The sequence below is a fragment of the Azospirillum picis genome (genome assembly GCF_017876115.1).
In the GTDB taxonomy this organism is placed as follows: Bacteria; Pseudomonadota; Alphaproteobacteria; order Azospirillales; family Azospirillaceae; genus Azospirillum; species Azospirillum picis.
Genome location: NZ_JAGINO010000003.1, coordinates 409,553 through 436,284 on the forward strand (window position 1 = coordinate 409,553; position 26,732 = coordinate 436,284).

At 71.0% G+C, this 26,732-nt stretch carries 20 protein-coding genes; 2 read left to right on the top strand and 18 right to left on the bottom strand.

The genetic code is table 11. The features are described from left to right. Positions 1-12 precede the first annotated feature (12 nt). A complete protein-coding gene (locus tag J2850_RS06855) occupies positions 13-741 on the top strand; it encodes a CBS domain-containing protein (protein WP_209980106.1) in 729 nt (242 codons plus the stop codon). 113 nt (positions 742-854) lie between these two features. On the opposite strand, the gene J2850_RS06860 is transcribed toward J2850_RS06855, so the two are convergent. Then, on the bottom strand, positions 855-2,915 hold the full coding sequence (locus J2850_RS06860; RefSeq protein WP_246512854.1) for a PAS-domain containing protein: 2,061 nt from the start codon (positions 2,913-2,915) through the stop codon (positions 855-857). Between the two features lie 240 nt (positions 2,916-3,155). Between J2850_RS06860 and J2850_RS06865 the strand changes: the two genes are divergently transcribed. Beyond that, entirely contained in the window at positions 3,156-3,629 is a 474-nt protein-coding gene (locus J2850_RS06865) for a hypothetical protein (protein ID WP_209980108.1), read from the top strand. 291 nt (positions 3,630-3,920) lie between these two features. On the opposite strand, the gene J2850_RS06870 is transcribed toward J2850_RS06865, so the two are convergent. From J2850_RS06870 to J2850_RS06950, 17 genes are all read right to left on the bottom strand, one after another. Further along, positions 3,921-7,043, bottom strand: coding sequence for an efflux RND transporter permease subunit (locus tag J2850_RS06870; RefSeq protein WP_209980110.1), 3,123 nt, complete (start codon positions 7,041-7,043; stop codon positions 3,921-3,923). Further along, positions 7,040-8,296 (bottom strand): efflux RND transporter periplasmic adaptor subunit, encoded by a 1,257-nt coding sequence (locus tag J2850_RS06875; protein ID WP_209980111.1) that lies wholly within the window; start codon positions 8,294-8,296, stop codon positions 7,040-7,042. Before J2850_RS06875 ends, J2850_RS06870 begins: the two co-directional genes overlap by 4 nt. A 36-nt stretch (positions 8,297-8,332) precedes the next feature. Further along, entirely contained in the window at positions 8,333-8,941 is a 609-nt protein-coding gene (locus J2850_RS06880; protein ID WP_209980113.1) for a TetR/AcrR family transcriptional regulator, read from the bottom strand. 243 nt (positions 8,942-9,184) lie between these two features. After that, positions 9,185-10,690, bottom strand: coding sequence for a BON domain-containing protein (locus J2850_RS06885; protein ID WP_209980115.1), 1,506 nt, complete (start codon positions 10,688-10,690; stop codon positions 9,185-9,187). Between the two features lie 307 nt (positions 10,691-10,997). Continuing rightward, positions 10,998-11,399, bottom strand: a complete 402-nt coding sequence (locus tag J2850_RS06890) for a response regulator (RefSeq protein WP_246512855.1) — start codon at positions 11,397-11,399, stop codon at positions 10,998-11,000. A gap of 107 nt (positions 11,400-11,506) precedes the next feature. Further along, the gene (locus J2850_RS06895; protein WP_209980116.1) at positions 11,507-11,845 is read right to left on the bottom strand and encodes an STAS domain-containing protein; all 339 of its coding nucleotides are present in this window, start codon (positions 11,843-11,845) and stop codon (positions 11,507-11,509) included. 79 nt (positions 11,846-11,924) lie between these two features. After that, positions 11,925-14,093: a PP2C family protein-serine/threonine phosphatase gene (locus J2850_RS06900; protein WP_209980118.1), complete on the bottom strand. Its 2,169-nt coding sequence runs from the start codon at positions 14,091-14,093 to the stop codon at positions 11,925-11,927. 8 nt (positions 14,094-14,101) lie between these two features. Next, entirely contained in the window at positions 14,102-15,547 is a 1,446-nt protein-coding gene (locus tag J2850_RS06905; protein WP_211113802.1) for a hypothetical protein, read from the bottom strand. A gap of 10 nt (positions 15,548-15,557) precedes the next feature. Further along, entirely contained in the window at positions 15,558-16,367 is an 810-nt protein-coding gene (locus tag J2850_RS06910; protein ID WP_209980121.1) for a hypothetical protein, read from the bottom strand. A gap of 48 nt (positions 16,368-16,415) precedes the next feature. Continuing rightward, positions 16,416-17,213 carry a GNAT family N-acetyltransferase gene (locus J2850_RS06915; RefSeq protein WP_209980123.1) on the bottom strand — a complete coding sequence of 266 codons (798 nt, stop codon included), beginning with the start codon at positions 17,211-17,213 and terminating at the stop codon, positions 16,416-16,418. 37 nt (positions 17,214-17,250) lie between these two features. Next, a complete protein-coding gene (locus J2850_RS06920) occupies positions 17,251-18,303 on the bottom strand; it encodes an ABC transporter substrate-binding protein (RefSeq protein ID WP_246512856.1) in 1,053 nt (350 codons plus the stop codon). 5 nt (positions 18,304-18,308) lie between these two features. Beyond that, complete coding sequence (locus J2850_RS06925; RefSeq protein WP_209980127.1) at positions 18,309-20,471, bottom strand: MFS transporter; 2,163 nt, start codon at positions 20,469-20,471, stop codon at positions 18,309-18,311. Then, positions 20,468-21,253, bottom strand: a complete 786-nt coding sequence (locus J2850_RS06930; RefSeq protein WP_209980129.1) for a hypothetical protein — start codon at positions 21,251-21,253, stop codon at positions 20,468-20,470. Before J2850_RS06930 ends, J2850_RS06925 begins: the two co-directional genes overlap by 4 nt. 42 nt (positions 21,254-21,295) lie before the next feature. Continuing rightward, entirely contained in the window at positions 21,296-22,630 is a 1,335-nt protein-coding gene (tssK, locus tag J2850_RS06935; RefSeq protein ID WP_209980131.1) for a type VI secretion system baseplate subunit TssK, read from the bottom strand. A gap of 106 nt (positions 22,631-22,736) precedes the next feature. Next, the gene (gene tagH, locus J2850_RS06940; protein WP_209980133.1) at positions 22,737-23,945 is read right to left on the bottom strand and encodes a type VI secretion system-associated FHA domain protein TagH; all 1,209 of its coding nucleotides are present in this window, start codon (positions 23,943-23,945) and stop codon (positions 22,737-22,739) included. A gap of 4 nt (positions 23,946-23,949) precedes the next feature. Beyond that, complete coding sequence (locus tag J2850_RS06945) at positions 23,950-24,522, bottom strand: DUF6931 family protein (protein WP_246512857.1); 573 nt, start codon at positions 24,520-24,522, stop codon at positions 23,950-23,952. Positions 24,523-24,584: 62 nt separating this feature from the next. Then, entirely contained in the window at positions 24,585-26,705 is a 2,121-nt protein-coding gene (locus J2850_RS06950; RefSeq protein WP_209980136.1) for a type VI secretion system Vgr family protein, read from the bottom strand. Positions 26,706-26,732: the final 27 nt, after the last annotated feature.

A 26,732-nucleotide genomic window follows, 5' to 3' on the forward strand; every position in this document is an offset into this window, starting at 1 on the left:
GGGAGCGAAACCATGAAGGCAATCGATCTGATGACGCCGCGGGTCATCACCATCGGCCCCGACGCGACCATTGCCGAAGCGGCCAGGACGATGCTGGAGAACCACATCAGCGGCATGCCCGTGGTGGACGCCGGCGGCAAGGTGGTCGGGATCATCAGCGAAGGCGACCTGCTCCGCCGCGTCGAACTCGGGACGGTGCGCCATCGCTCCTGGTGGCTCGGGATCATGTCCGGCGGCACCCTGCCGGCCGAGGACTTCATCAAGTCCCATGCGCGCAAGGTGGCGGACGTGATGACGACCCACGTCACCACGGTGGACGAGGCCGCATCGCCGGAGGACATCGTGCGGACGATGGAGACACGCCGGATCAAGCGCGTGCCGGTGGTCCGCCAGGGCCAGCTCGTCGGCATCATCAGCCGCGCCAACCTGCTCCGCGCCCTCGCCAGCGGCGTATCCGATACGACCGGCGCCACGGCCGCCACCAGCGCCGCCACCAGCGTTGCCGACGACCGATCGCTGAAGGAGCGGGTGACCGCCGCGGTCAGGGAACTGAACTGGGAGGCCCGGTCGCATGATGCCATCATCGTCCGCAACGGCGTCGTCCAGCTCTGGGGCTTCGCCAGCAGCGCGTCGCAGCGCGACGCCCTGCGCGTCGCTGCGGAAGGCGTTCCGGGCGTGAAGGGCGTCGAGAACAACATCCAGGTCGTCGACCCCGCGGAGAGCGGCGCCTGGGGCCTCTGACGCCGGCGCTCCATTCCCCCGTGCCTTCCCATTTCCAGGCAGGCACGGGGGGAAGGGGGTGCGAGGGTGAAGGATCGCCACCCGCCCCGGTGCACGGGGCCGTCGCGGCGCCGCTATTCTCCCCGTTGCCCTGGAGCGGCTCCGGAAGCGCGAGCGGTGGAAGGCGCCGGATCGGCCAGCGCCACGGGGAACCGCAGCACGAACCGCGTGCCCTGCCCTGTCCAGTCTTCCAGCTCGATGCTGCCGCGCATCGTCCCGGTCATGATGTTGGCGCAGATGCTCAGGCCCAGGCCGCTGGCACCGGTGGCGCGCTTGGTGGTGAAGAACGGCTCGAAGACCCTGTCGCGAATCTCGGCCGCGATGCCGCAGCCGTCGTCGGCGTAGCGCAGGTCGATCCAGCCGGCCGGCTCCTCCCGCGCGGACAGGCGGATGCGGCCGGGCTTCCCCTCCTCGAAGGCGTGGACCAGGGCATTGATGATCAGGTTCGACAGCACCTGGGCGAAGGCGCCCGGATAGCCGTCGACGATCAGTCCGCCGGGAATGTCGAGGTCGACCACGACGGCGGTCCGGCGCAGGCGCGGACGCAGGCTCAGCAGCACCTCGTCCACATAGGCCGCGAGATCGAAGGGACGGCGCTCCTCGCTGGCCTGGTCGGCGGCCACCTGCTTGAAGCTCTGGATCAGGCCGGTGGCGCGGTCGATGTTGGTCAGGATCATCCGCGTCGATTCCCAGGCGACATCGAGGAAATCCCGGAAATCGCTTCGGCGCAGGCGGTTTTCCTCATACAGGCGGCGGATGCGGCGCAACTCGTCGGCAAGATGGGAAACCGCGGTCAGCGTCACCCCGATCGGCGTGTTCACCTCATGGGCGACGCCGGCGACCATCTGTGCCAGCGACGACAGCTTCTCCGCCTGGATCAGGCTCGCCTGGGCATCGCGCAATTCCGCTTCCGCCCGTTTGCGGGCCGTGATGTCGAGCGCCACCGTGACGATATGGGTGACGTCGCCGCCGTCATCGGTCAGCGGCATCTTGGTGACCAGCCAGTCGTGCCGCCCGCCGGTCTCGTCGGGCGAGCAGTCCTCGTAGAACGGCACGCCCTGTCCGCTCTCGACCACCAGCCTTTCAAGGGCAACGGCGCGGTCCGGGGAGGGACGGCTGGCCGGGTCCGGCAGATCACGGTAGTAGCGGTTGGTCAGCCGCACGATGCCTTCGCGGTCCTTGACGTCGATCAGCGCCGGGATGGCGTCGATGACCCCGGTCAGGATCTCGCGGCTCTGGCGGAGGGCCTCGTCGGCAATGACGCGATCGGTGATGTCGGTGAAGGTGCGGACCTGGCCTCCGTCCGGAAGCGGCACCACGCGGACCTCGATATAGCGGCCGTCGCCCTGCGGGCGGGCATAGACGAACTCGCCCGCCGGACGTCCCAGGCGGTCCAGCAGGTAGTGCAGCTTCGCGTCCACGTCCTCGCCCATGTCGGGCGCACCCGCCGGCATCTCCACCAGATGCGAGGCGATCTGGTAGCGCGCCACATCGGCCAGCACCGGGTTGCCCCGCATCATCTCCTCGGGAACGCCCAGCAGCTCCAGCGCCTTGTGGTTCCAGGCGATATAGCGCAGGTCGCTGTCCAGCAGGACGATGCCCTGCCCGATGTTCTCCAGGGTCTGGCGCAGCAGGTGCCGCTGCGCCGCAAGCTCGTCCGCGGACCGCCGGCGTTCGGTGATGTCGGTGAAGGTGCGCAGGAAACCACCGCCCGGAACCAGCCTCGTCCTTACCTCAAGCACCCGCCCGTTCGGCCGGCGGTGCTCGAAGCGCGGCGGGTCGGCCCTGCAGGCGCCGTCGACATGGCGCAGCGTGATCGCCTCGGGATCGCCGGGACCAAACTCCCCTCCCTCGACCAGTTGCCGGATGAGCTGGCGATAGCCGGTGCCCGACACCGCGCTCGTCGGGCGGTCGAACATCTCGAACAGGGGGCCGTTGACCAGCCTGACCGTCAGGTCGCCATCCACCAGGATGACTCCCTGGTCCATCTGCTCCAGTGCCAGCAGGGCCAGACCATCGTCAGGCAGCCCGTCCTTGGGCAGCCCGGCGGACGCCGGATCCACGGCGGCAGGGGAAAGGCGGGTCGTAAGGGGATCGTCAAGCTGGGCTGGCAAGGTCGGCGTGCCGTCCGTCATTTCTCGGGTATACCATCGAACGGGGCAGTCTAGCAGCCGATTCCCATCCTGCCGAGCACTCGTCGGCACCGGATGCCCGCGATCGGAGACAATTGGATGATATTTTAAGTTTTTCGGAACGCCTGGGCCGCTATTGTGTTTCGGTCCTGCGTGCGTTTGTGCACTATCACAGGCGGACCTTCCCGCCGTTCGCCGCGTCGTGATGTTTGCCCTTGAGGTAACCGCTGAGGTAACCGCCCGTTGCTCGGACTGACCGCTCTTCCAGCGCCCGGCGCCTCGCCTGCCCCGACCGGGCTCGCGAAGCTGCGCCAGATGCTGGCCAGCGACGCCGCGGCAATCCAGCCGATCCGCCGGATCCCCGACGAGCGGGAGCGCAAGCGCGGCAAGGACGGAACCGAGGCGACGGGCGATGCGCTCCAGGGCAGCGGCCGCGCGGACGCCGACACCACCGCGGCACGGGCACGCAAGGGCTCCGGGTCGTCGAACGGCTTCACCATCGACGGCATCGACGACGGCCTTGCCGGCGAGGGGCCCGTCAGCCCCGGAAGCGTTGCCCTCAATGCCCTGCCGAACGCGGGCTATGTCGCCCAGAGCATCTACCAGGAGGCGATGGGCAGCGGCCTCACGATCGAGCCCTGGTCGGACGCCATCGCCGCCTACCGCCGCGCCGATGCCGGGGTCAATACCCCGCTGCTGACGCAGATCGCCGTCTGAGGGACGGTCCGCATCTCCACCCCAGGGCAATCGCAATAGGCGATAGCCGCATCCCCACCTTCTCCGCCTTGCGTGCCCCCGTACGTACCCCCGTGCGGCGCCGGGACAAACGGAGCGGAACCGCTTTCGCCATCCCCGCGGAGGAGGCGATCCACACCTCCCGGAAAACGGACTCCCTGCAAGTCCGGATCCCGCCGGCGCACGTAGGCGCTGACGTGGCCGCCCACCTGCCCCGCTCCGCTCCCGGCACGATGGGCGTGGGGAGGGTTGGACCGCGAACGGTGCCTGGGCTCAGTCGTCGCCGCCGGCCGGCATCGGGCCGTGCGGCACGTCCGCCTTCCGGCCGCGATGGAACAGGTTGCCGACGATCCGCCCGAGATCCTCCATGTAGAGATAGAGGGACGGCGTGATGTAGAGCGTCAGCACCTGCGACACGCACAGGCCGCCGACGACGGCCAATCCCAGCGGCTGGCGCAGTTCGGCGGCGGCGCCGTGGGCGATGGCGATCGGCAGCGTGCCCATGATGGCCGCCATGGTCGTCATGATGATCGGGCGGAAGCGCAGCAGGCAGGCCTGTTCGATCGCGTCACGCGCCGACATGCCGCTCCGCCGTGCCTCCACCGCGAAGTCGATCATCATGATCGCGTTCTTCTTCACGATGCCGATCAGCATCAGGATGCCGATGATGGCGATGACGCTGAGCTCGGTGTCGAACAGCATCAGCGTCGCCAGGGCGCCGATCGCCGCCGACGGCAGACCCGACAGGATGGTCAGCGGGTGGATGAAGCTCTCGTACAGCACGCCCAGCACGATGTAGATCACCAGCACCGCCGCCCCGAGCAGCAGCGCCTGCCCCGCCTGGGCGTCCTGGAACACCTGGGCGGTGCCGGCGAAGCCGGTGGTGATGGTGGGCGGCAGCCCCATTTCCCGTTCCGAATTGCGGATCTGGTCGACCGCCTGGCCCAGCGAAGCGCCGGGCGCCAGGTTGAAGGACAGGGTGACCGCCGGAAGCTGCCCCTGGTGGTTGACCGCCAGCGGGCCGGCGGTGCGCTCCACCCGCGCGAAGGCATCGAGCGGCACCAGCTTGCCCGTGGTGGTGGAGCGGACATAGATGCGCGACAGCGAGTTGTCGTCGCTCTGGTATTTCGGTTCCAGCTCGATCAGCACCTGATAGTCGTTGCTGGGGGTGTAGATGGTCGAGACCTGCCGTTGGCCGAACGCGCTGTAGAGGGTCGAACGCACTTGGTCGACGCCGATCCCCAGCGTCGCCGCCTTCTCCCGGTCGATGTGGACGTAGGCCTGCGGGTTGTTGAGCTGGAGGTCGCTGGTGACGTCCTGCAGCACCGGCATGCCGCGCAGGGTCTGCTCCAGGCGGGCCGACCATTGGTACAGCTCGTCGAGGTCGAGGCCCTGGATGGTGTACTGATAGAGGCTCTTGGACGACCGGCCGCCGATGCGCAGGTTCTGCACCGGCTGCATGTAGACCGCCATGCCGGGGATGCCGTTGACCTGCCGGCGCAACTGCTGGATCACCTCGCCGATCGCCGGCCGCTCGTCGCGTGGCTTGAGCGTGAGGAACATGCGTCCCTGGTTGCCGGTGCTGCCGCCGGTCCCGACGGAGGAGATGACGTCGACCACCGCCGGATTGGCCTTCATGATCGCGGCGACCTGCTCCTGCCGCTCCGCCATCGAGGTGAAGGCGATGTCCGGCCGGGCTTCGGTGGTCACCTGGATCTGGCCGATGTCCTCCGTCGGGAAGAAGCCCTTGGGGATCGCCTGGTAGAACAGGACGGTGCCGACGACGGTGCCGATCATCACCAGGCCCATCAGCGGCCGGTGGCGCAGCGTCCAGCGCAGCGTGCGGGCGTACCCGTTCAGCACGGCCGAGAAGCCGCCCTCCAGCATCCGGCCGAACCAGCCCTCCTCGCCATGGGCGTGATGGGCGAGGAAGCGCGAGCACATCATCGGCGTCAGCGTCAGCGAGACGAAGGCCGACGCCCCGATGGACATGGTGACGACCAGGGCGAACTCGTGGAACAGGCGCCCGACGACGCCACCCATCAGCAGGATCGGGATGAAGACGGCCACCAGCGACAGCGTGATCGACAGGATGGTGAAGCCGATCTCGCGCGAGCCCTTGATGGCGGCCTCGAAGGGCTGCATGCCCTCCTCGACGTAGCGGACGATGTTCTCCATCATGACGATGGCGTCGTCCACCACCAGGCCGACAGCCAGCGTCAACGCCATCAGCGAGATGTTGTCGACCGAGAAGCCCATCAGGTGCATGCCGCCCGCCGTCGCGATCAGCGAGATCGGCACGGCCAGCGCCGGGATCAGCGTCGCCGACAGCCGGCGCAGGAACAGGAAGATCACCAGCACGACCAGCACGATGGTCAGGGCCAGCGTGAACTGGACGTCCTCGACCGCCTGGCGGATCGATTCGGAGCGGTCGTTGACGATGTTGATGGCGGCCGACGCCGGAAGCTGCGCCTGGAAGGACGGCAGCAGGGCGCGCACGCGGTCGACCACCTCGACCGTGTTGGCGTCGGGCTGGCGCTGGACCGCGAGCATGATGCTGCGGTTGCCGTTCAGCCAGCTCGCGGTGCGGTTGTTCTCGACGCTGTCCAGCACCTGCGCCACGTCGCCCAGCCTGACGGGGGCGCTGTTGCGGTAGGCGACGATCAGGTCGCGGAAGGCGGCGGCATCCGGAAGCTGGGGGTTGGCGGCGATGACCAGTTGCTGCTGCTCGCCGGTCAGGGTGCCGACCGGCGTGTTGGCGTTGGCGGAGGCGAGCGCCTTCTGCAGCTCGTCGATGCCGATGCCGCGCAGCGCCAGCGCGTTCGGGTTGACCTGCACCCGGACCGCGTATTTCTGCGACCCGTAGATCTGGACCTGCGCCACGCCCGGCAGGGTGGCGACCTTCGGCTGGATCAGCGTCTCGGCGATGTCGTTCAGCCGCGACAGCGGCAGCGTCGGGGAGTTGAGCGAAACGAACAGGATCGGCTGGTCGGCCGGGTTGACCTTGCGGTAGCTGGGCGGCGTCGTCATCTCCGCCGGCAGCCGCCGCTGGGTCCGGGCGATCGCCGCCTGCACGTCGGCCGCCGCCGCGTCGATGTCGCGGTCCAGGACGAACTGGATGGTGATGCTGGTGTTGCCGAGCGTGCTGTTGGAGGTCAGCGTGTCGATGCCGGCGATGGTCGAGAACTCGCGCTCGAGCGGGCTGGCGACCGAGGCAGCCATGGTCTCCGGCGAGGCGCCGGGCAGCGTGGCGGTGACGCTGACGACCGGGAAATCCACCCGCGGCAAGGCGGCGGTGGGAAGCTGGCGATAGGCCGCCAGGCCGCTCAGCACCAGGGCCGCCGTCAGCAGGATGGTCATCACCGGACGGCGGATGCAGAGTTCCGAGAGGTTCATGTCGCCCCTCCGGCCGGCTGCTTTGGCGTCTCGGCGCTGCGGATCGCCGCATCCTGTGCCGTCGACCCCTGTTGCCGCCCTCCCTCGGCGGTCTCGCCGCCCGCCGGTGCCGCCGGCTTGCCGTTGGCGCGCTCGGTCACCTTGGCGCCGGGGAACAGGCGCGACTGCCCGTCGACCACCACGCGCTCGCCCGACTTCAGGCCGGACGCGACGACGCTGAGGCCGCCATGGGTGCGCTCCACCTCGACCTGGCGCACCTCGACGGTGTCGTCGGCCTTGACGACATAGACGAACCGTCCCTTCTGGCCGGTCTGCACCGCCATGTCGGGAACGGTCAGGGCGTTCGGCTCGACGCGAAGGGTCAGCACCGTATCGACGAACTGCCCCGGCCAGAGGCGGGTGTCCGCGTTGGGAAATTCGCCCTTCACCAGGATCGTGCCGGTCTGCTGGTCGACCTGGCTGTCGACGAAGGAGAGCTTGCCCTCGGCCTTTTCGCCATGGCCGCCGGCGATGCTGGCGCTGAGGGGCAGCGTCCCGGCCGCCATCGCGGCGCGGATCGCCGGCAGATGCTTCTCCGGGACGTTGAAGGAGACGTTGATCGGGCGGAGCTGGGTCAGCGTCACCAGCGGGTTGGTATCGGCGGCACGCACCATGGTACCGACCTTGGCGTTCACCGTTCCGGTGCGGCCGTCCATCGGGGCGGCGATCCGGGTGAAGCTGAGCGACACCTTCGCGGCCTCGATCGCCGCCAAGTCGGCCTTGACCGTGCCTTCCAGCGCATCGGCGGCGGCGACCGCGGCGTCATACTGGGTACGGGAGATGGCACTGGTGCGGACCAGCTCCGCATAGCGCTTCACATCCCCCTTCGCCTTCTCCAGGTTGGCGCGGTCACGTTCGAGGTTCGCCTGCGCCTGGCGAAGCTGGGCGTCGAGCGCCCGGCTGTCCAGCGTGAACAGGGTGTCGCCGGCCTTCACCTCCTGCCCTTCGGTGAAGGCGACGGTTTCCACCACGCTGTCGACGCGCGCCTTGATCGCGATCGCCGCGATCGGCTGGACGCTGCCGATGGTCACGATCTCCTCCGGCAGGGCCTGCATCTGCACCTTGCCGGTCACCACCGGCACCGCCCGCGAGGCGGCGCGCGGCGCCGTCTTCGCTTCCTGCCCGCCCCCGTCCGCTTTGCCATGGGCATACCAATAGTACCCGCCGCCGCTGGCCAGGGCAGCGACCAGCAGGACAAGGGAAAGCCGTCTCATCGGATACGACTCCAGACGCCGGCCAAGCGGCGACAGTTACAGGAAAGGCGACAAAGTGGTGATGCTGGACATCAGCAGGTCGAGCACCGAACGTTCGAGCGCTTCACGCGGCCGGTCGCTGACCTGCATGATCCCGCCTTGCACCATGCCGATGACCAGCAGGGGGACGATGTCCAGATCGACCTTGCGGAACTCGCCGGAGGCCATGCCGTCGGCGAGCACCTGCTGGATCGCGGTGGCCGTGCGCTCGTTGCGGCGCCGCAGGATGCGCCGGGTCCGCTCGGCAAGGTCCGACTGGTCGCCGCCAAGCCGCTTCAGCGTCTGGAGGTGCTCGCCGAGCGTGCCCACCAGGACCGAGATCATCGACGACAGGCGGACGGAGGCCGGGACGTTCCGCGGCGCCAGTTCCTCGTCGAGCTTGCGCTCCAGGCCGCCGAGGGCGCGCTCCAGCGCTTCCAGGTAAAGCTCTTCCTTGGAGGGAAAATATCGGTAGAGCGTCGCCTTGCCGACGCCGGCCCTCTTTGCGACCTCCTCAACCTGGACGGAGGCGTAGTCGCGGCCGGCAAACAGCTCCGCCGCGGCGGTGAGGATCACCTCGCGCCGCCGAGCGCGCCAGTCCGGTATCTCTTCCGCATCGAGAGGCATCAATGGAACTCACCGGTTACGAAAAATGACGATAGTCGAGTTCCTTAGAGTGTCAAGGAACGAGTTCGGGAGGGAAATTAATTCGGGTTCATACTAAAAAATGGGACCTGAAAAAACCAGGGCCGCGCCCGTGGACCGGCCAAGCCGGTCACGGAGCGCGGCCGCAGGCCGAACGGGCCGTTCCGCACACGAAATGGTCGCCGGCCCGGCCAGGGCCACTTGCCCCGGCCGGCCCGGCCCCACTCAGCTCCGCGTGGTGGTGGAGCGGTTGGTTCCCACGGACCCCGTGGTGCCGGTGGTCGAACCAGACAGCGAACCGGTGCCGGCCGATGCGGCGGCCGGACCGCCGCTGGCGCCGGCGCCGGTCCCGGTGGCGGTCGGGCTGGACGAGCCGGTGGTCGAACCGATCCCGCTGCCGAGGCCGGACGTCTGGCCGGAGGTGGTATCGGACCCGTGCATGCCACCCGTCGTGGTGCCGACCGGATTGGCGCCCGCCGACGCCATCGCCGAGGCGCCGGCACCGGTGGAATTGCCCCAGGTCGAGCCGCCGCCTTGCGTCTGCTCGGTGCGCGCGCGGACACGCAGGTTGTTCTGGACGTGGCCGACACCCGAAACCGCCTCCGCGACATCCTCGGCGCGGCGCTTGGTCTGGCGGTCGGGCACCATGCCGGTCAGCGTGACCTCGCCGCCGCTGACCGCCACCTCGATGTCGGAGGCATCGATATAGGCATCGTCGGTCAGGCGGTCGCTGACATCCTCGCGCACCCGCTCGTCGGAGCGGCTGTAGCCGCGCGGGCCGCGGCCGCGATGCTGGGCGCGCCGCTCGTCCTCGTGCCGGCGGCGTTCGGCATCCTCGTCGCCGAACCAGGAGGCGATCTCGTCGCCGGCCTGCTCCCAGAAGCCGCGGTCGGAATCGCGATCGCCGCGGTATTCCGCCCGGCGGCGGCCGTAGTCGTCCCCATAGCCGCCATAGCCGCGGTCGCCGACCATGCGCCGACCCTCGCCGGACATGCCGCCGCGTCCGCTTTCCGACCCGTAGGAACCGAAGCCACGGCCGCGCTCGCCATAGCCGCGATCCTCGCCGGAGCCGTAGCCACGCTCGCCGTAACCACGCTCGCCATAGCCGCGGCTTCCGTAAGAGCGCTCGCCGTATTCGCGGCCGCCGTAGCCGAGCGAACCGCGGCCACGCACGCCGGAATCGCCCTCGCCGTAATCACGGACACCGTAATCCCGGTTGCGGTAGTCACGGCTTCCGACATCCCGATCGGTATAGTTTCCCTCGGTCCCGGAATTTCCCGCGCCGGCGAAGCCGCCATAGCCGCTCGACCCCGACCGGCCGCCGTACCCGGCTCCGTAGCCGCCGCGGGCGACGTCGCGTCCACCGCCGAAGCTGCGGTCATAGACCCGCTCCATCTCGCGTGTGGTATCCCGGTCGTACCGGTCGCTCTCGTAACCGGTATCCCGGCCGAAGCCGCCGGACTCGTTGCCGACGCGCCCCTGGTAGCCCTGGTCGCGCCAGGAGCGCCCCTGATCGTCCTGATGGCGGTGGTGCTGGGCGCGGTACATGTCGCGCCTGTCCTGCCGCTCACCCGCACCGCGCTCGCCGGATCCGCGGTCGTCGCTGTCGTAGACGCCCTGGCGGCGGCCTTCGCCGCGCCAGCGCTCATCCGCCTGCATCCGATTGTGGTCGCGGTCGTCGTCGCGCCAGTCGCGGCCTTCGTCCCGCCAACGGTTCTCGTACTGCGCCATCGTGGTCGGCTCCCTCTGCAAGATTCTTGGACCGTGGACGGCTGCAAGGCCGGCCTTGGTCCACGATCAACAGGGAGCGGATAAATGGCGTTCCCGAACTTCCCCCCACCTTCCGGTGCTCCCGGCCCGACGGCCGGCGGCGGCAGGCAGCCGCGTGCCGCGGCATGGCAGCCCCATGCGGGGGGAATGGCACGAGGCTTGCGTAACGATAGGCGGTTGGTTCCACGCATCACTTACGGCTTCGGCGCTTCCTGCACCGAAGCCGTTTTCTTTTCCGCCCTATAATTAAGCAGCAGTGTGGAATTGCTTAATTTGCATGCGGTTCATCCAAAAGCCGGGCAACCGCAGCGCCCAGTTCCTCGTTCAGGAACGGCTTGTAGATGATGTCGTCGGCGTTGAACATGCGCGTCATCTTCAGCACGTAGCCCGCGGGCATGTTGGGAGCACCGCCGGACATCGCCAGGATCTTCACGCCGGGCTGGGCGCTGCGCGCCGCCTTGATCAGTTCGATGCCGTCGACCTCGGGCATCAGCACGTCCGTGACGATCAGATCGAAGCTGTGGCCGTCGAGCGCGTTGATCGCGGCGCGGCCATTCTCCGCCTCGGTCACCTCGAAGCCGCGCCCTTCCAGGTAGCCGGCCACCGAAAGACGCACGGCGGGAGAATCCTCCACCACCAGGATGTTCGGCCGGTCGTCGCGTCCCATCATATTTCCGATCCCTGTTCGGGGACCGTCCTCAAGAAGCCGGCCCAGGCCGCCAGGACCTGCCTCGGCGCCCCGGACCGCCGGGTTCGGTTCAGGTTAGGTTACCGGCTTCAACCGCCGAGCGCGGACACGGCCGCTCCGGCATCGCCATGGATTTCGAACAGCGACGAGAAGCCGCTGAGATCGAATACCTCGCGGATATGCGGTGCCATCGCCGACAAGGCGATCCGGCCGCCGCCGGGGCGCGCCTTCTTGGCGGCGATCAGCAGCGAGCGGAGGCCCGCCGAACTGATGTAGGTCAGCTTCTCCATGTCGACAACCAGCCGCGTGCTTCCGGACCCAAGCGCCTCAACCAGCGCGTTCTCGAACTCGGTTGCATTCCCGCTGTCGATGCGTCCGTCGGCCCGCAGAACCGTCACGCCGTTGATCGACTGCTCGGTAATGTTCATGCCCTGCCCTCAGCAGATGTCGTCCACGTCATGCTTATATCATGCCGGGGCGCGGTAATCGAACGACTTAGCGGCCCGCTCAGGCGACCGCCGCCTCGGCCGGGTTTCCGGCCGCCACCGGGGCCGGGGACGCTCCCCGCCAGCGCAGGACGAGGCAGGTGATGTCGTCGGACTGCGGGGCGCCGGCGGTGAAGCGGGCGACGTCGGCCAGCACCCCGTCCAGGCCGTTGCGCGCGCCGGCCTCGCGCTGGCGGGCGACCGCGTCCACCAGGCGCCCGTCGCCGTACATGACCTCCTCGCCGTTGAACGCCTCGGTGACGCCGTCGGTGAACAGGAATGCCATGTCGCCCGTCTCCAGCGTGACGCTCCGCTCGCCGAAGGGCATGTCGGGCATGGCGGCCAGCGCGATGCCCGGCGTGCGCTCCAACGGCGCCACGGTCCCGTCAGCGGTCATGCGGAGAGGCGGGTTGTGCCCGCCGTTGGAGAAGGCCAGGACGCCGGTCCGCAGGTCGAGCTCGCCGTAGAAGACGGTGACGAACATCATCTGCTCGTTCTCCGCCGCCAGCAGGTTGTTGACCCGCCGCATCGTCTCGGCCGGCCCGACTCCGGACTCGGCGATGGCGCGCAGCATGGTGCGGGTGATCAGCATGAAGAAGGCCGCCGGGATGCCCTTGCCGGAGACGTCGGCGATGACCAGGGCCACCTTGTGCTCGGAGATGGGGAAGAAGTCGTAGAAGTCGCCGCCGACCTCCTTGGCCGGGATCATGCGCGCCGCGATGTCCAGTTCGGGCAGGTCGGGGAAGACCTGCGGCAGGATCGTGAGCTGCATTGTGCGGGCGATCTCCAGCTCCTGCTGCAGGCTGATCAGCCGGCGCTTGTCCGCCAGCGCCTCGCGCAGGTCGCGCACCATCTGGGTAAGCTGCACCTGCTGGGTGCTGACCCGCGTCGCCAGGCGCGAGAAGCCCAGCGCCAGCAGGCCCAGCTCGTCGCCGACGCCCTTGGACTGGGCGGAATGGGCGTCGTGGGTTTCCGCCTCGATCTGGCGCAGTTCCTCCAGCAGGTTCTGGCGGGCCTCCTCCTCCAGCGTGACGGCCAGCGCCTCCATCTGGCGGCGGATGAACCGCTGCTGGCGGCGCAGGCGGCGCTCGCGCTGGCCGGCGGTCCGCTCGATCTCGCGCATCACGCCGCGGAAGACCTCGACCGCTCCGGCGATGCGGCCGATCTCGTCGTTGCCGGCCGGCAGTTCCAGATAGCCCATGGCACGGCCATGGGAGAGATCCTGCAGTGCCTTGACCGCCCCGTCCAGCGTCGAGAAGTTCCGCCGCAGGAACCCGTAGAGCAGGCCGAGCGCGCCGAGCAGCACCAGTGCCGCCGCCGCGACATAGGCTGCCGACCACAGCGCCTGCTCCTCCTCGGCCTGGGTGACGTCGCCGGCGATCAGCACGGTGGCGACCCGCCCGCCGGCAAGGTCGGCGACCGGCAGGCTGGCCAGCGCGTAGCGCCGCCCGCCTTCGGCGAATGTGGCGATCCGGCGCTCGGCCGGCCGGACCAGCACCCTGACCGCCGGCCACAGGGGATCGGTCTCGCCGTCGATCGCCGCGCCGTTGCGCGCGACCGCGAACACCCGCGCCCCCGTGGTTCGCCGCAGCACGTCGAGCGCCGCCTTGAACTCCACCCCGGCAACCACGGCGCCGGCCACGCCGGCACCGCTGCCGGCGCCGCCGCCCGTTCCGGTTCCGGCATAGATCGGCGCACCGGCGACCACGACCAGCCGCTCGCCGTCGACCAGCCGGACGCCGCGCGCCAGCTTCTGCCCCGACAGGATGCCGTCCAGCGCCCCGCGGTTCAGCAGGGGTGCCGGGTCGAGCGCGGGATCGGTACTGAAGAGAAGGTCGCCGGACTCCGACAGCAGGTTGACGTCGGTCAGGCCGCCCCCGGTGGCCGGCACGGTCCCGGAGGCCGGAACGATCCCGAGCGCGCTCACCCGGCGGTTCAGGGCGCCGCGGTCCTCGGCTTCCACCGCGCGGGCGATCTCGGCATCGCCGGCCAGCCGCCCCAGGTTCTGGTCGATCCGTCCGGCGGCGCCGGAAACGGCGAGTTGCCAGGAGGTGTCCAGCCGGGCGAGCTCCAGCTCCTTGGCCCGACGGTCGGCGGCATCCTCGCGCAGGGCGGAGAAGCCGAGCAGGAGCCCGGCGACCACGGTGACGGTCGCCAACACGAACAGGATGATGCGGGTCTGAAGCAGCATGGGGCCTCTCAACTCCGCGGAACGACGATGGCGCGGGCCAGCAGGGCGGCCAGCGCGGCGGGCAGAAGGGCGGAGCCGGCGAGCATCGCGGCGTCCCAGCCGACCGCGGCCCCCCACAGCAGGGCGGCCAGGATGCCGGAGCCGAGCGCACGCAGGATCGCGGCCGTGCCGGCCTCTTCCCGCACCTGCCGGCGGACGTAGGACAGCGCCAGCCCGGCCGACAGGCCGCCGCACAGCGCGCCTGCCGGAAGCTGGAGCAGGGAGGGCGCCGCGGCACCGCCGAACCAGCCGGCCCCGGCCGCCAGCGCCAGCAGGGCGGCGGCCAGGGCGGCCAGGCGCCGCCGGCCGGCCGGAACGGCATGGCCGGCCATCACCGACAGGACGAGGATCACGGCAGCCGCCCCGAGATCCGCCCAGCCGGCCGCAGCCAGTCCCACCGCAACGAGCAGGGTGCCCGCGGCGGCGGCCGGCACCACGAAGGCGAGGACGTCGTCGGCGCGGGAGTCGACCACCCGGCGCGGCGCGGTGGCGAGACCGGGGCCAAGCGCCTGCAGCGCCTCCAGGCGGGCATGGTCGACGGCGGCGGCGACCTCGGGGTCGAAGACCGCGGCGCGCACCTCGTCGGCGTGGGCTGCGAAACGCTGGCGGCGGTCGTAGAGACCGAAGACCACCGCGTTGAAGGCGAAGAGCAGCCGGCCGACCTGATCGCGCGGGCGGCGGCCGAGCAGCGTGCCGAAACGGCCACCGGCAGCCTCGTCCATCACGCCGCCCAGCCGACGCAGCGGTGCTGCCAGGCTGGCCCTCGCCAGCACGCCGGCCAGTTCGGCCAGCAGCAGCAGGACCCCCGCCCCGCCCAGCGCCACCGTCGACAGCTCGCCGGCGATCTGGCCGCGGACCTGCCCCGGCTGCACCCCGACCAGCACATGGCCGGCCGGGGGCGGGCTGGCTCCCCCGCCCCCGCCCTCGGACGAGAAGCGGCCGATGCGCACCGGCAGGCGCAGGATCAGGAAGCCGTCGCGCTCGACCGGCTGCAGCGTGGCGGCACGCGTCTCTGGGGTCGGCAATCCGCGCAGCGCATCGGACAGCTCGGTCAGGCGTACCCTGGTCGGGCCGCCGGCCCCCGCGGTGACGGCGCCCTGCAGCAGGGTGCCGTCGCGGCCGGCCAGCGCCAGGAAGCCCAGGTCGGGGTTGCGGCCGGCGATGCCCTGCATGTAGGCGTCGACCCCCTCGATCCGCTCCAGCGGGATGCCGTAGCCGATGGCCCGCTCCAGGTCGTGCTGCACCGCCTCGGCCACCGCGGCGGCCTTGGCGGCGCGGGCCTCGCCGAGCTGCTCCTGCGCCAGCCAGGTTCCCATCACGCCGACCGCGGCCATCGCCAGCATCGCCGCAAGCAGGACGGCGGCGGGGACGCCGATCGTGAACAGGCGGTGGCTGCGCCTTGCGGCCATGGTCATTCCGGCGTCCTCACGCGAGTTCATCCAGGCGCGCGACCTCGCGCTCCGCCCGGTCGAGGATGGACAGGCGCGACCGGACCGCCTCGACGAAGTCGGCGGCCGGCAGTCCCAGGGTGCCGGCCGGGCCGGCGGCGGCGGACAGGGTGGCGGGCTCCGCAGCATGGGCGCGCTCGTCGAGCCCCTCCAGCACGGCGGCGAGCCCGGCCAGGGCGCGGCGCGGGCCACGCGCCAGCCACAGCCCGGCGAGCCAGCCCAGCAGCCCGGCGACCACCGCGGCGAGCACGCCGCCCAGCGCAAGGGTCAGGGCATAATGCCGGATCGGTTCCGCCATGGCGCCGGCCGGCATGCGGACCAGGACGCTGCCGGCCGCGGTGTCGAAGCTGGTGGCGAGCCCGACGCCGTAGATCCGCTCCTCCCCCTGTTCGTCGGACCACAGGCCGCTGACCCGTCCCGCAGCCCCGCCCGCGGCCTCCGCCTGCCCGACCGGCAAGGTTTCCCCGACCTCGACGGTGTTGGTGGAAAAGAGGACGGCGCCGTTCTCGTCGAGCACGGCGACCGAGCGGATCCCGGGCAGCGAGGCGCTGGCGCGGGCGAGCAGCCCCTCCACCTGCGGCAGGTCGCCGAGCGCCAGCCCGAGGTTGAGCTGCACCTCCAGCGACGCCTTGGCCTCGCTCAGCACGAAGCCGACCTGGGAGGTCACGGCCTCGTCCAGGCGGCGCGCCTCCTCGCGCGTCCACAGCACCACCGCCGACAGGGCGGCGATGAACACCGCCACCGCCATGAACGCCCCCAGGCGCGCCCCGAAGCTCCCCGATCCCATCCGGCCTTCCCCCTTGCGGCTCTCTCCCGGCCCGGCGCCGGCGGCCGATCAGCGCCCGCGCACCGCCTTGGACCGGCCGCACAGCGCGAACCAGGTCTGGGCGGCCCCGTCGCCGGCGGCGATGCGGCCCCAGACATGCCCGCCCTCGAACACGTCCCACCGTCCGGACAGCTCCTCGACCGCCACCAGCCCGGCGCTGGACGGGTCGAAGACCGGGTCGGCGGTGAAGTCGCGGTGGACCAGCAGCCGCACCAGATCGCCGCCGACGCGGATCAGCCGCTTCGGATAGATGCCGTGCCCGGCCAGATGGCCCCAGCTCCGGTGGTTGCGCGGGCTGACGGTGGTCAGCAGGTGCCGCCGGCCCAATGCCTCCGCCACCTCGATGCGCCAGTCGATCAGCCGGTGGTGCAGGCCGCGCCCGCGCTCCGACGGGTCGACCATCGCCGAGGACATGTGCGCGACCGAGGACAGCTCCTCCTCCGGCAGGTCGAGGTCGCGGCCGCGGTTGGGGTCGTCCGCTCCCGGCAGGCCGAGCGCGCCGTAGGCGACCAGCCGGTCGCCGCGGAAGATGCCGGCGGTCAGCCCGAGCTCGCCGAGATGGTCGGCGACGAAGTTCCCGACCTCGCCGGCCATGCGGTAATGGTCCGGGTCGTCCAGCATCGCCACCACCCGCACGCGGAAATCGGCCAGCGCCCGGGAATCGTCGAGGTCCATCATGCGGGCGGTCAGCCCGTCCGGCAGGGCGTCGGCCAGCGGCTTGAGGCGGACGGCGGCGACCGCGCGGGCGGCATCGCCATGCAGGACGGGCGCGCCGGCCCGCAGCGCGACGGCGGCGGGCGCGCTCACGGCGCGCCGCCGATCAGAGGTCGGCTCATGTCCCCACTCATGATTCGATGATCTCCGCGAAGTTCAGCAGGCCGATCGGCGGGTAGTATTCCAGCGCCCGCACCGTCGCCATGTTGATGATGATCGAGAAGCGCTTGAGGGTTTCGACCGGGATGTCCGCCGGCGTCCCGCCGTCGACCAGGATCTGCGCCGCCTTGAAGGCGGTGAAGCGCCCGATGCCGTAGGCGCTGCTGGCGAGCGCCAGCATGGCCTTGTCGGTGCGCACGATCAGCTCGGTCACCGAGAAGGTCGGCAGCCCCAGGCGCAGCGCCTCGGAGGCGACCACGGTGCGGTTGTGGAAGGCGATGAAGGTGTCCGGGCCGATGTAGAGCACCTCGCCGCCGCGCCGGGCCACACGGGCGATGGCATCCGGCACGGCGGCGGAGATCGGCTCGCCGCGGTCGTTCAGGGGAACCGGCTCCTCGATCAGCTCCAGCCCGCGCGGCCCGGCCTCGGCCCGCAGGTTCTCGATGGTGAGGATGGAGTTGCGTTCCTGCGGGTTGTAGACCACCCCCAGCCGCTTGACCGGCCGGTAGGCCTGGATGGTGTTGAGCTGAACCGCGATCGGCGCGATGTGGATCGTGCCGGTGACGTTGCGGCCCGGCCGGTTGAGATCCCGCACGATCTTCGCGTCGGTCGGGGCGGCGACGAAGGTAAAGACCACCGGGATGTCGGTGATGTACTTGCGCGGGTCGGGGTCGTCGTAGGGACCGACCAGGGCGCGGGTCTGCGGCGTGCCCCAGCTATAGATCAGGTCCGGCCTGGTGTCCCGGATCTCCTCCATGATGGCCGGCAGCTTGCCGGTGTCGCCGCCGGTGTTGCGGATGGTGAACTCGGTCTTCAGGCCGCGGCGGGCGAGATAGTCCTTGAAGCCGTATTCGTTGTCGCTCTCGCCGCGGCCGAGCACCATCATGATGCGGAAGGTCCTGTCCGGCACCGTCGCCAGCGCCTGGCCGGCCAGCGAGGCCGCCGGCAGCGCGAGGCCGCCCGCCGCCGCCAGCTTCAGCAGCGAACGCCGGTGGATGCCGAAGTCGCGGGGATCGATGCTCATGGCGGTCAAGCCTCCTGCGGCCGCGCCGCGGGAGCGGGCGGGTGGCCGGTGCGGAAGAGGATCCAGAACAGCAGGGCGCTCGCCCCGCACAGCAGGCCGATGCCCAGCATCGCCTCGCGGTAGGAGGTGGCGACGGCGACCGCCATGGCGGTCACCGGACCCAGCGCGCCGCCCAGCCGCTCGATCAGCCGGTACCAGCCGATGGCCGCCGTCTCCGGCAGGCCGCCCTCTCGGGCGATCTGCGACACCAACGTCAGTTGCGGCGCCCCGACCAGCGCCTGCGACAGGCCGAACAGGGCGATCGCCAGCGGCGGCCCCCACAGCTCCTGGGTGGCGATGATGGGCAGGCAGCTCGCCAGCGTGCCGATCCCGCCGGCGGCGATGAAGCCGCGGCGCGCCTGCCAGCGGTCCGACAGGCTGGCGGCCAGCGGCGACACCAGGATGAAGGCGACGAAATACATCATCTGCACCCGCCCGATCTCCGCCTTGCTGGCGCCGTCGGCGGTCAGCAGCAGCGGCACCAGGCAGAAGAGGAAGGCGGTGGAGGCGATCTTGGTCGGGATGGCGCTCAGCACCATCAGGGCCGAGAAGCGGAAGTCGCGGAAGAGCGGCAGCGCGCCGCCCATCGGCGGGCGGGCAGCGCCGGCCGGCGCCGCGCCGCGCCCGCGCAGCAGCAGCAGGCTGACCGACAGGCCGGAACACAGCGCCAGCACGGCGCCGAGCAGGAAGGTGGCGCGCGATCCCACCTGGTCGGCGATGATGCCGCCGCTGACCGGCCCGCAGACGCCGGCGGCCAGCAGGGCGCCGATGAACATCGCCATGCCGGCGGCGCGGTTGCGCGGCGTGCTGTGATCGACGACGATGCCCTGGGCGGTGATCAGCACCAGCCCGTAGCCGAGCGCCGTCAGGCAGCGCCACAGCATCAGCTCGAACAGCGAGCCGGCGAAGGCGGTCAGCGCCAGGCTGACCGATCCCAGAAGCGCGCCGATGGTGAAGGAGCGCGCCCGCCCCCAGCGTTCGGAGAAGCGGGCGCCGCCCGGCTGCGACAGCGCCCAGATCAGCATGAACAGGGTGATCGGCAGGCTGACGACCATGTCCGGGGTCAGCCACGGCACCTCGCCGGCGAAGGACTTGGCGTAGGCCGGCAGGAAGGGGCGCGACAGCTCCTCCGACAGGCAGAACAGGAAGACCGGCAGCCGCAGGAAGACGAGGTTCAGCGGCGTCGGCGCCGCGCCGGCGGCGTTCGGGTCGCGGAAACGGAAGCGGCGGGCGACCGCCGCCAGCCCGGCCTCGGCCCGGCCGACGCGCGGGTCGTCGGCGCCCAGCCGCCGGCGCAGCTCGGCCACCCGCGCCGACAGGCCGGCATGACGGGCGTTCACGGCGTCGAGCGCCCCGCTCATGCCGCGCTCAACCGCGCGGTCGTCGCCGCCGCGGCCGGCCGCGCGGACCTCCGGCAGGCCGGCCCGGAAGTCGCCCTCCTCGGCGCGGTCGGCGAGCAGCCGCAGGGTCAGCACCCGCCGCATGGCGAGGTTCACGACGAGCTGCAGCACCTCGAAGATCAGCAGGATGGAGACGATGACCACCGACAGCACGTCGAGCGCAAGGTCGGTCGACGCCTTGGCCAGGAAGGCGCTGTCGACGCCGACATGGAGGACGCCGGAGGCGGCGGCGGCGCTGCCCAGCCGGCGGTCGACGTCGACGAAGCCGGTGGCCAGGCGGTCGGCGGCGGGGCCGGCCAGCCGGTCGGCGGGCACGGCGGCGCTTCCGACCGGCATGCCGGCGAGCGGCCGGCCGGCCGACGCGACGATGCGGCCGGCGGGATCGGTGACGGCGATGTAGGCGATGTCCTCGTGCCGGCCGACCTCGGCCGCGAACAGGGCGTCCAGGCCCGGCATGCGCTCCAGCGGAATGCGGGCGGTCAGGCCGCGGTCGATCTGCGCGGCCAGCAGGTCGCCGACCGTCTCGGCCTTGCGCGCCAGCTCGGGCTGGAACAGCGGATCGAAGCTGCGCAGCGACAGCCACGAGGCGCCGCCGGCGGCCAGCAGCAGCACCGCCACCGTGACGATCGTCAGCCGCAGGACCAGCGCGCTGATCGGGTCGCGGCGGGAGGCGGGTTTGCCGGCGGCGGCGGAGGTGGCGGCCGGCCGGTCGCGGTTCGCGTCGCTCATGATGCCCTCCCCAGGGGGGCCGTGCCGCGTCCCGCCGCCGGCATCACCGCGTCCAGTTCGCGTTCGAGATCCTCCATCGCCTGCTCGGCGCCGGCGATGCCGTGGGCCAGCCGGTCCCGCACCAGCCCCAGCGGCGCCGCCCCGGCCGCGAGCCCGCGCCGGCCGCCGCCATGGCGCACGACGAGGAAGACCGCTGCCATGGTGACCGCGGCGGCCACCGCGACCAGCGCCAGCGTTCCGAACCGCAGCCTCTCCTCCACCGCCGCCACCCGTGCCTTGAGGCCGGCCAGCGACGACCGCAGGATGACCTCGCCCACCGGCTGGCCGAAGCTGTTGCGCACGCCGGTGCCGATGACCAGCACGTCGCCGATGATCTGCTGGCGCCGCGCACCGGGCGCCGTCTCGCCGCCGGCCGCAGCACCGGCCACGGCACCGTCCCAGCGCACCGGGGTCGGGCGGCCGATGGCGTCGCGGTCGGCGGCGAACAGCACGATGCCGCGGTCGTCCACCACCTCGACGCCCAGGATCTCCTGCCCGGAGGCGGCGCGTTCGGCCTGGGCCTGCAAATCCACCAGTTCCGACAGGTCCAGCCCGAGCGTCAGCCCGTACTCCACCCGCCGCCGCATCTCGTCGGCGACGACCGCGAGGCGGGAGGTGGTGACGTCGCGCAGCTTCTGCTCGAACTTCAGCCCGGACAGCAGCACCGACAGCAGGACGGCGGTCGCCACCGTCGCGGCGATGACGGCGCCGGTGCGCAGCGCGAGGACGCCGCCGAGCCTCATGGCGCCGCGCCCGCGGCGGGGAGCCGGAAGTAAGGCGTCGAATCAGCCACGGATCGCCCAAAGCTCCATAGCAACCTGCGGGAAGTCACCCGCCAGATGAACAGCGATTCCGCCCGAAGTTGCAAGCTGTTTCCAAATAGGATTACCGCGTTCGAGCTCGAAATACACGGCACCCGCATGATACGGGAGTTGCCGCGGCGCGACCGGCAGCGGCCTTACTCGGATACCCGGCAACTGCACGTTCACCAGTTCGCGGATTTGTTCGACCGGACCGATCTTCACCAGCGCCGGGAAGTTGCGGCGCAGGTTCTCGCCGGGCATGTCGGCGCGCACCGCCAGAACGAAGGTGGCGGTGGTGATCAGCGACCGGTCGGCGATGGTGCCGACGCGGATGCCGTACTTGCGCTCCAGCAACTCGATCGGGATGGCGGTCTGTTCCAGCACCGCGCTGAGCGAGCGGCGGATTTCCGCGGCCACCGGTTCCAGCGTCCCCTGGAGGTCGTCGTGGCGGTAGGGAGGGAAGGAGGGCGGGCGCTTGTTGACCGCGGTGAAGGTCGCGAGCTCGCCGGCCAGCCCCAGCATCAGGCCGTGCAGGCGCTCCGGATGGATGTCGGGCATCCGGGCGAGGTTGGCGAACAGCGGCTCGCTGCGATTGACGAGCTGGAGCATCAGGAAGTCGGCGATCTCCGCCGCCCCCCGGGCGCCGGAGCCGGACACGCGGCCGGCCAGCGCCTCGGCGCGGCTGTTCAGCAGCCCCTGGATCTCCGTGACGTAGCCGGCGAGCGGCGCCAGCGCCTGGACGTTCAGGGCCGGCGGGATGTAGCGCTCGTCCAGGCTGGCGCGGCGGTCGGAGCGCACCTCCTGGATGCGGGCGAGGCCGAGGCAATGGTAGCCGGCGCGCTCCTGGCGCTCCAGCCGGTAGCGCAGCCGCAGCCGGCCGGTGCGGATGGTCGAGACGCTGGCCGACCCGGCGATGGCGTCGACGGTTTCGGTCTCCTCGCCGACATAGCGGGTGGCGGCGTCGGCGCTCTCGCCGACCTCGAAGTCGACGCCGCCGCGCTGGCGCACCGGCAGGGCGAGGTAGACGATGCTGTTCGCCAGCGTCTCCGGCAGGTCGAGCGGCGGCGGCGGCGGATCGTCGTCCGGGATGTTGACCGGCGTCCCGTCCTCCAGGATGCCCTTGCAGCGCAGCACGGCGAACTTTCCGACCGCCAGCAGGTCGCGGTTGATCACCAGTTCGCTGATGCCCCAGGCGAAGGGACGGATGCCGGCCACGCGGCCGCGCACCAGCCGCTCGACATAGCGGTCCTGCTGCTGGAAATGCTGCGCCCGCATGAACATGCCCTCGGACCAGATGACCTTGTCGTCCCAGCTCATGGGCGCTTTTCCTCTCGCAGGCTGATGGTCTTCGCAGTGCTTCCCCCGCCGGCGGCGGGCGGGAGGGGTGCTGTTCCGCATGGTGCGCCCATGGCGCCGGCCCTCCTCATCCGCCGAGCGCGTGGCGGTGGATCGGCAGGAGCCGGCGATAGAGCGCCGCCAGCCGGGCGTTGCCGTCCGGCGTCTCTCCGGCCAGTTCCCGCACGGCGGCCAGAAGGGCCGACTGGTGAGCCCCGCCGTCGGCGACCGCGGCGCGCAGCATCGCCCCGGCCTCGTCGGCCGGCAGGGCGCGCAGGCGGGCCAGCGCGTCATCGGCGTCCGTCGCGCGGCGCAGCGGCGAATCCCCCTGGGCCAGCGTGTCCTCGGGGTCGAGGCCGAGCAGCGCCTCCAGCGCCGCCTGCCGCTGCACCAGCGACAGCACGACCTCCGCCAGGGCGCGGGTGAGGAGGTCGGGGGCCGCCACCGCCGCAGGCGCCGCCTGGGACGGCAGCAGGGACGGCAGCGGAGACGGCGCCTGCCGGCCGAATGCCGGGGGAACCAGGGGATCGTCGTCCCAGTCGTCCTGGAAGGACGGAGCCGCGGTCACGGGCGGCACCGGTGCCGGCGGCGGCCCGCCGGCCGGCCGGACATCCACCGGCTCGTCGAGCCAGTCGTCCGGAATGCTGGAGGTACCGGAAGGCGGCAGGGAAGACGCCGGGCCGCCCCCGCCTTCGGTCGCCAGGCGCATCGTCCCGAAGCTGTCGGGAGAGAAGTCGGCCTGCGTCGATCGCGACCAGTCCGGATCGGCCGCCGCGCCGCGGACTCCGGGCGGCTGCAGGTCGCCGAACAGGTCGTCGTCCTCGGGGATCGGGGTCAGCGGCATCGGCGGGCGGTCGAAGGCCGCCGCGGCGAACGGGTCGTCCTGCGACGCCGTCCCGCCCGGCACACCGCCTGCCGCGGGCGGGTCCGAGCCGCGCAGCACCGCCAGGAACGGGTCGTTGGCGGCAGGCGCCTCGTCCGCCGCGAAGCCGGCGCGCATGACGAAGCCGCCCATCCGCAGCCGGTCGCCGTCACCGATGACCGCGGAGTTGCCGCGCCCGATCGGCGACGGCCCGTCGTTCAGGAAGACGCCGTTGGTGGAGCTGTCGATGACGATGTAGACGCCGCCCTTGAACTCCACCATGCAGTGGGCCTTGGACAGCACCCGTTCCGTGTCGTTCAGGATCCAGTCGCAGTCGGGACCGCGGCCGATCACCAGCCGGCCGCTCCCGAGGTCGCGGGTGATGTCGCCGCCTTGCGCCGGCGGGCTCTGGATCAGGGTCAGGCGCAGCTTCATGGCCTCACGCACCCTCCACCTTGCCGCTGCCGCCGTTGGCGATGTCGAGCGCCTGGACCAGCGCCGCCTTCTGGCGCGCCTTGATCTCCTTCGGCACCGCGGCGGCGGCCATCAGCACCGCCGCGGCGGCGGCGGTTCCGGTCAGCCCGTCGCCCGGCGGCACAACCACCGCCGCGTCGGGCGGGGCGAGGCTGCCGCCCGACCAGAAGGCGCCCATCGCCGCGTAGGCGCAGGCGGTTTCGAAATTCGCCGCCTGGGCCGGCGCGAAGGCGGCGCGGCGGTTCTCCTCCGAGGGACGGAACACCCAGGCCTCGGCCGCCGCCAGCGCATCGGCGTCGGCCGGCGGCGCATCGGCGGGCAGCGCGCCGCGGGCCGCGAGGCAGCCCCACCACACGGCCTCGCGCCGCGGCAGCGCCATGCCCAGCAGCCGTATGGCATCCACATACAGCTCGGCGTCGATCAGCGCCTTCAGGAAGGCCGCCGTCGGCAGGCCGGGCGACAGCAGCGCCTTGGCCTCCGGCGACAGATCCAGCCCGGCGACCGCCTCGGCCGCCCGGGCAAAGCGCAATTTCGGCAACAGCCCGATATCCACCGTCCCAACCCCGTTCCCATGACCGTCCGACTCTGCCGGACGGTTCGTCAATTGATGGTTACCACGCCGCCTTTGACCTGAACCATCGCGTCGCCGTTCACCTGGGTCATCGCACCCTTGATCTGCACCTGCATGTCGCCGGTCAGCTTGACCATGCCGCCCTTGATGGTGACGCCCATCTGGTCGATCTTGACGCTGTTGGCCCCGACCTTCAGCTCGATGCCGGTCGCCGCCTCAAGGGTGATCTTGCCGGCGTCCGCCTTCACCGTGGCGTCGCCCAGGCCGAGCTTCAGGCTGTAGGCGCCCATCTTGACGTTGACCGCCATGTCGCCCTGGCCGACGGTCAGCGTGTCCTTGCCCTGCCCGACCTCCACCGTGCGGTTGCCCTGGCTGACGGTGTGGCTGTCGTTGCCCTGGCTGACGGTGACGGTGCGGTTGCCCTGGCCGACCGTCAGGCTCCGGTTGCCCTTGGTCACCTCGTGGGTATCGTTGCCTTCGGATACGGTGACGGTGCGGTTGCCCTTCGAGATCGTGACGGCCTCGTTGCCTTCCGACACGGTTTCGGTCCGGTCGTTCTTGACGGTGATGGTCTGGTCGTGGTCGACCTGGAGGCTGTCGTCGTTCTCCACCACCCGCTTGAAGTCCTTCTGGGCGTGGAAATAGATCTCCTCGGCGTCCTTCTTGTCCTCGAACCGCAGTTCGTTGAAGGCCGTCGCGTCGCCGCCCTTGCTCGACCGGGTCTTGATGCCGCTCTGCGTCTTGTTGTCGGGCAGCGTGTAGGGCGGCAGGTTCTCGCCGTTGTAGACGCAGCCGACGATCAGCGGCCGGTCGGGGTCGCCGCCGAGATAGTCGACCAGCACCTCCATGCCGACGCGCGGGGTGAAGATGGTGCCCCAGTTCTTTCCGGCCATCGCCTGGGCGACGCGCAGCCAGACGAAGCTCTTCTCGTCGTCGGTGCCCTTGCGGTCCCAATGGAACTGCACGCGCACCCGGCCGTACTTGTCGCAATAGATCTCCTCGCCGCTCGGACCCACCACCGTCGCGGTGTCCGGCCCGTGGGTGCGCGGACGCGGCACCGGCGGCGGGCGGAACACCGTGGCGTCGGGGATCGCGGCGAAGCGGCAGGAGAAGGCCGGCGGGCCGCCCGCGTTGCCGAGATGGCTTTCGTCCTGCGCGCTGAGCGCCAGTTCGGTCAGGACATAGCCCTGCCCGACCTCCGCCGCCACGGCATGGCCGGCCATCGTGATCTTGCCGCCGGCGGACAGGCCGCGGTAGGTGCCGCTGCCCGCCACCTGCTCGTATCCCGTCTCCGTCTCCTCCATCCGCAGGCGCGACAGCGTGGTGCCGTCCGCCTTCACGCCGTAGCCGCCGGGATAATCGAAGCGCTCGTGCGACTTGAAGGCCGGGACGCTGAGGACCGTGGTGGTGCTCGCGGCGAGGTCGGTGCTCGGCGTCTCGAAATTGTAGTCGCTCAGCGTCCACTTGCCCGAGACGTAGGACTGCCCGTGCGCCCAGCTATCGATGACCAGGGTGTTGCCCTGGTTCGACGCCGCATGGATGACGTCCTTGTCCAGGCAGTCCGCATAGCCGGCGGCGGAATCGCTCAGCACCAGCGTGTGCTTGCCGGCCTCGTGCTGGAAGTAGAAAAAGATGCCTTCGTCCTGCAGCAGGCGGGCAATGAAATCGAAATGGGTCTCGCGGTACTGGACGCAGACCGGCCGGGCGTTGTGGGTGCCCGAAAGCCCCTGCTTCTTCACCTCGGTCACGCCGCAGTCGGCCAGCATGGCGTCGACGATCTGCACGACGCTCTTGTCCTGGAAGACCTGGCAGTCGGAGCGCAGCGTGGCGAGCCAGAGGGTCGGCACGATCTCCGCGGTGTAGCGGCGGTAGCCGCGCAGGGCTAGCGGCCCGGCGGTGAAGCTCCTGACGATCCCGTTGATGACGCGCGGGTCGCCGCCCTTGCGGGCGATCGACAGCGTCAGCGCCTTGCCGAGGATGTCGGCCGGGGCGATCGCCATCTCGGAGGAAACCATCGTGATGGTGTAGCGGAACAGGCGCGACAGCCCTTCCTCACCCTCGACGGCCACCGGGATCAGCACGTCCGCGCCCAGCGGCGAGGTCAGTGTCAGAAGCCGGCCGGTCTGCGAGATGGTGGGCGCATCCGACATGCGGGCTTGGTCCTTGATACGGGGAGG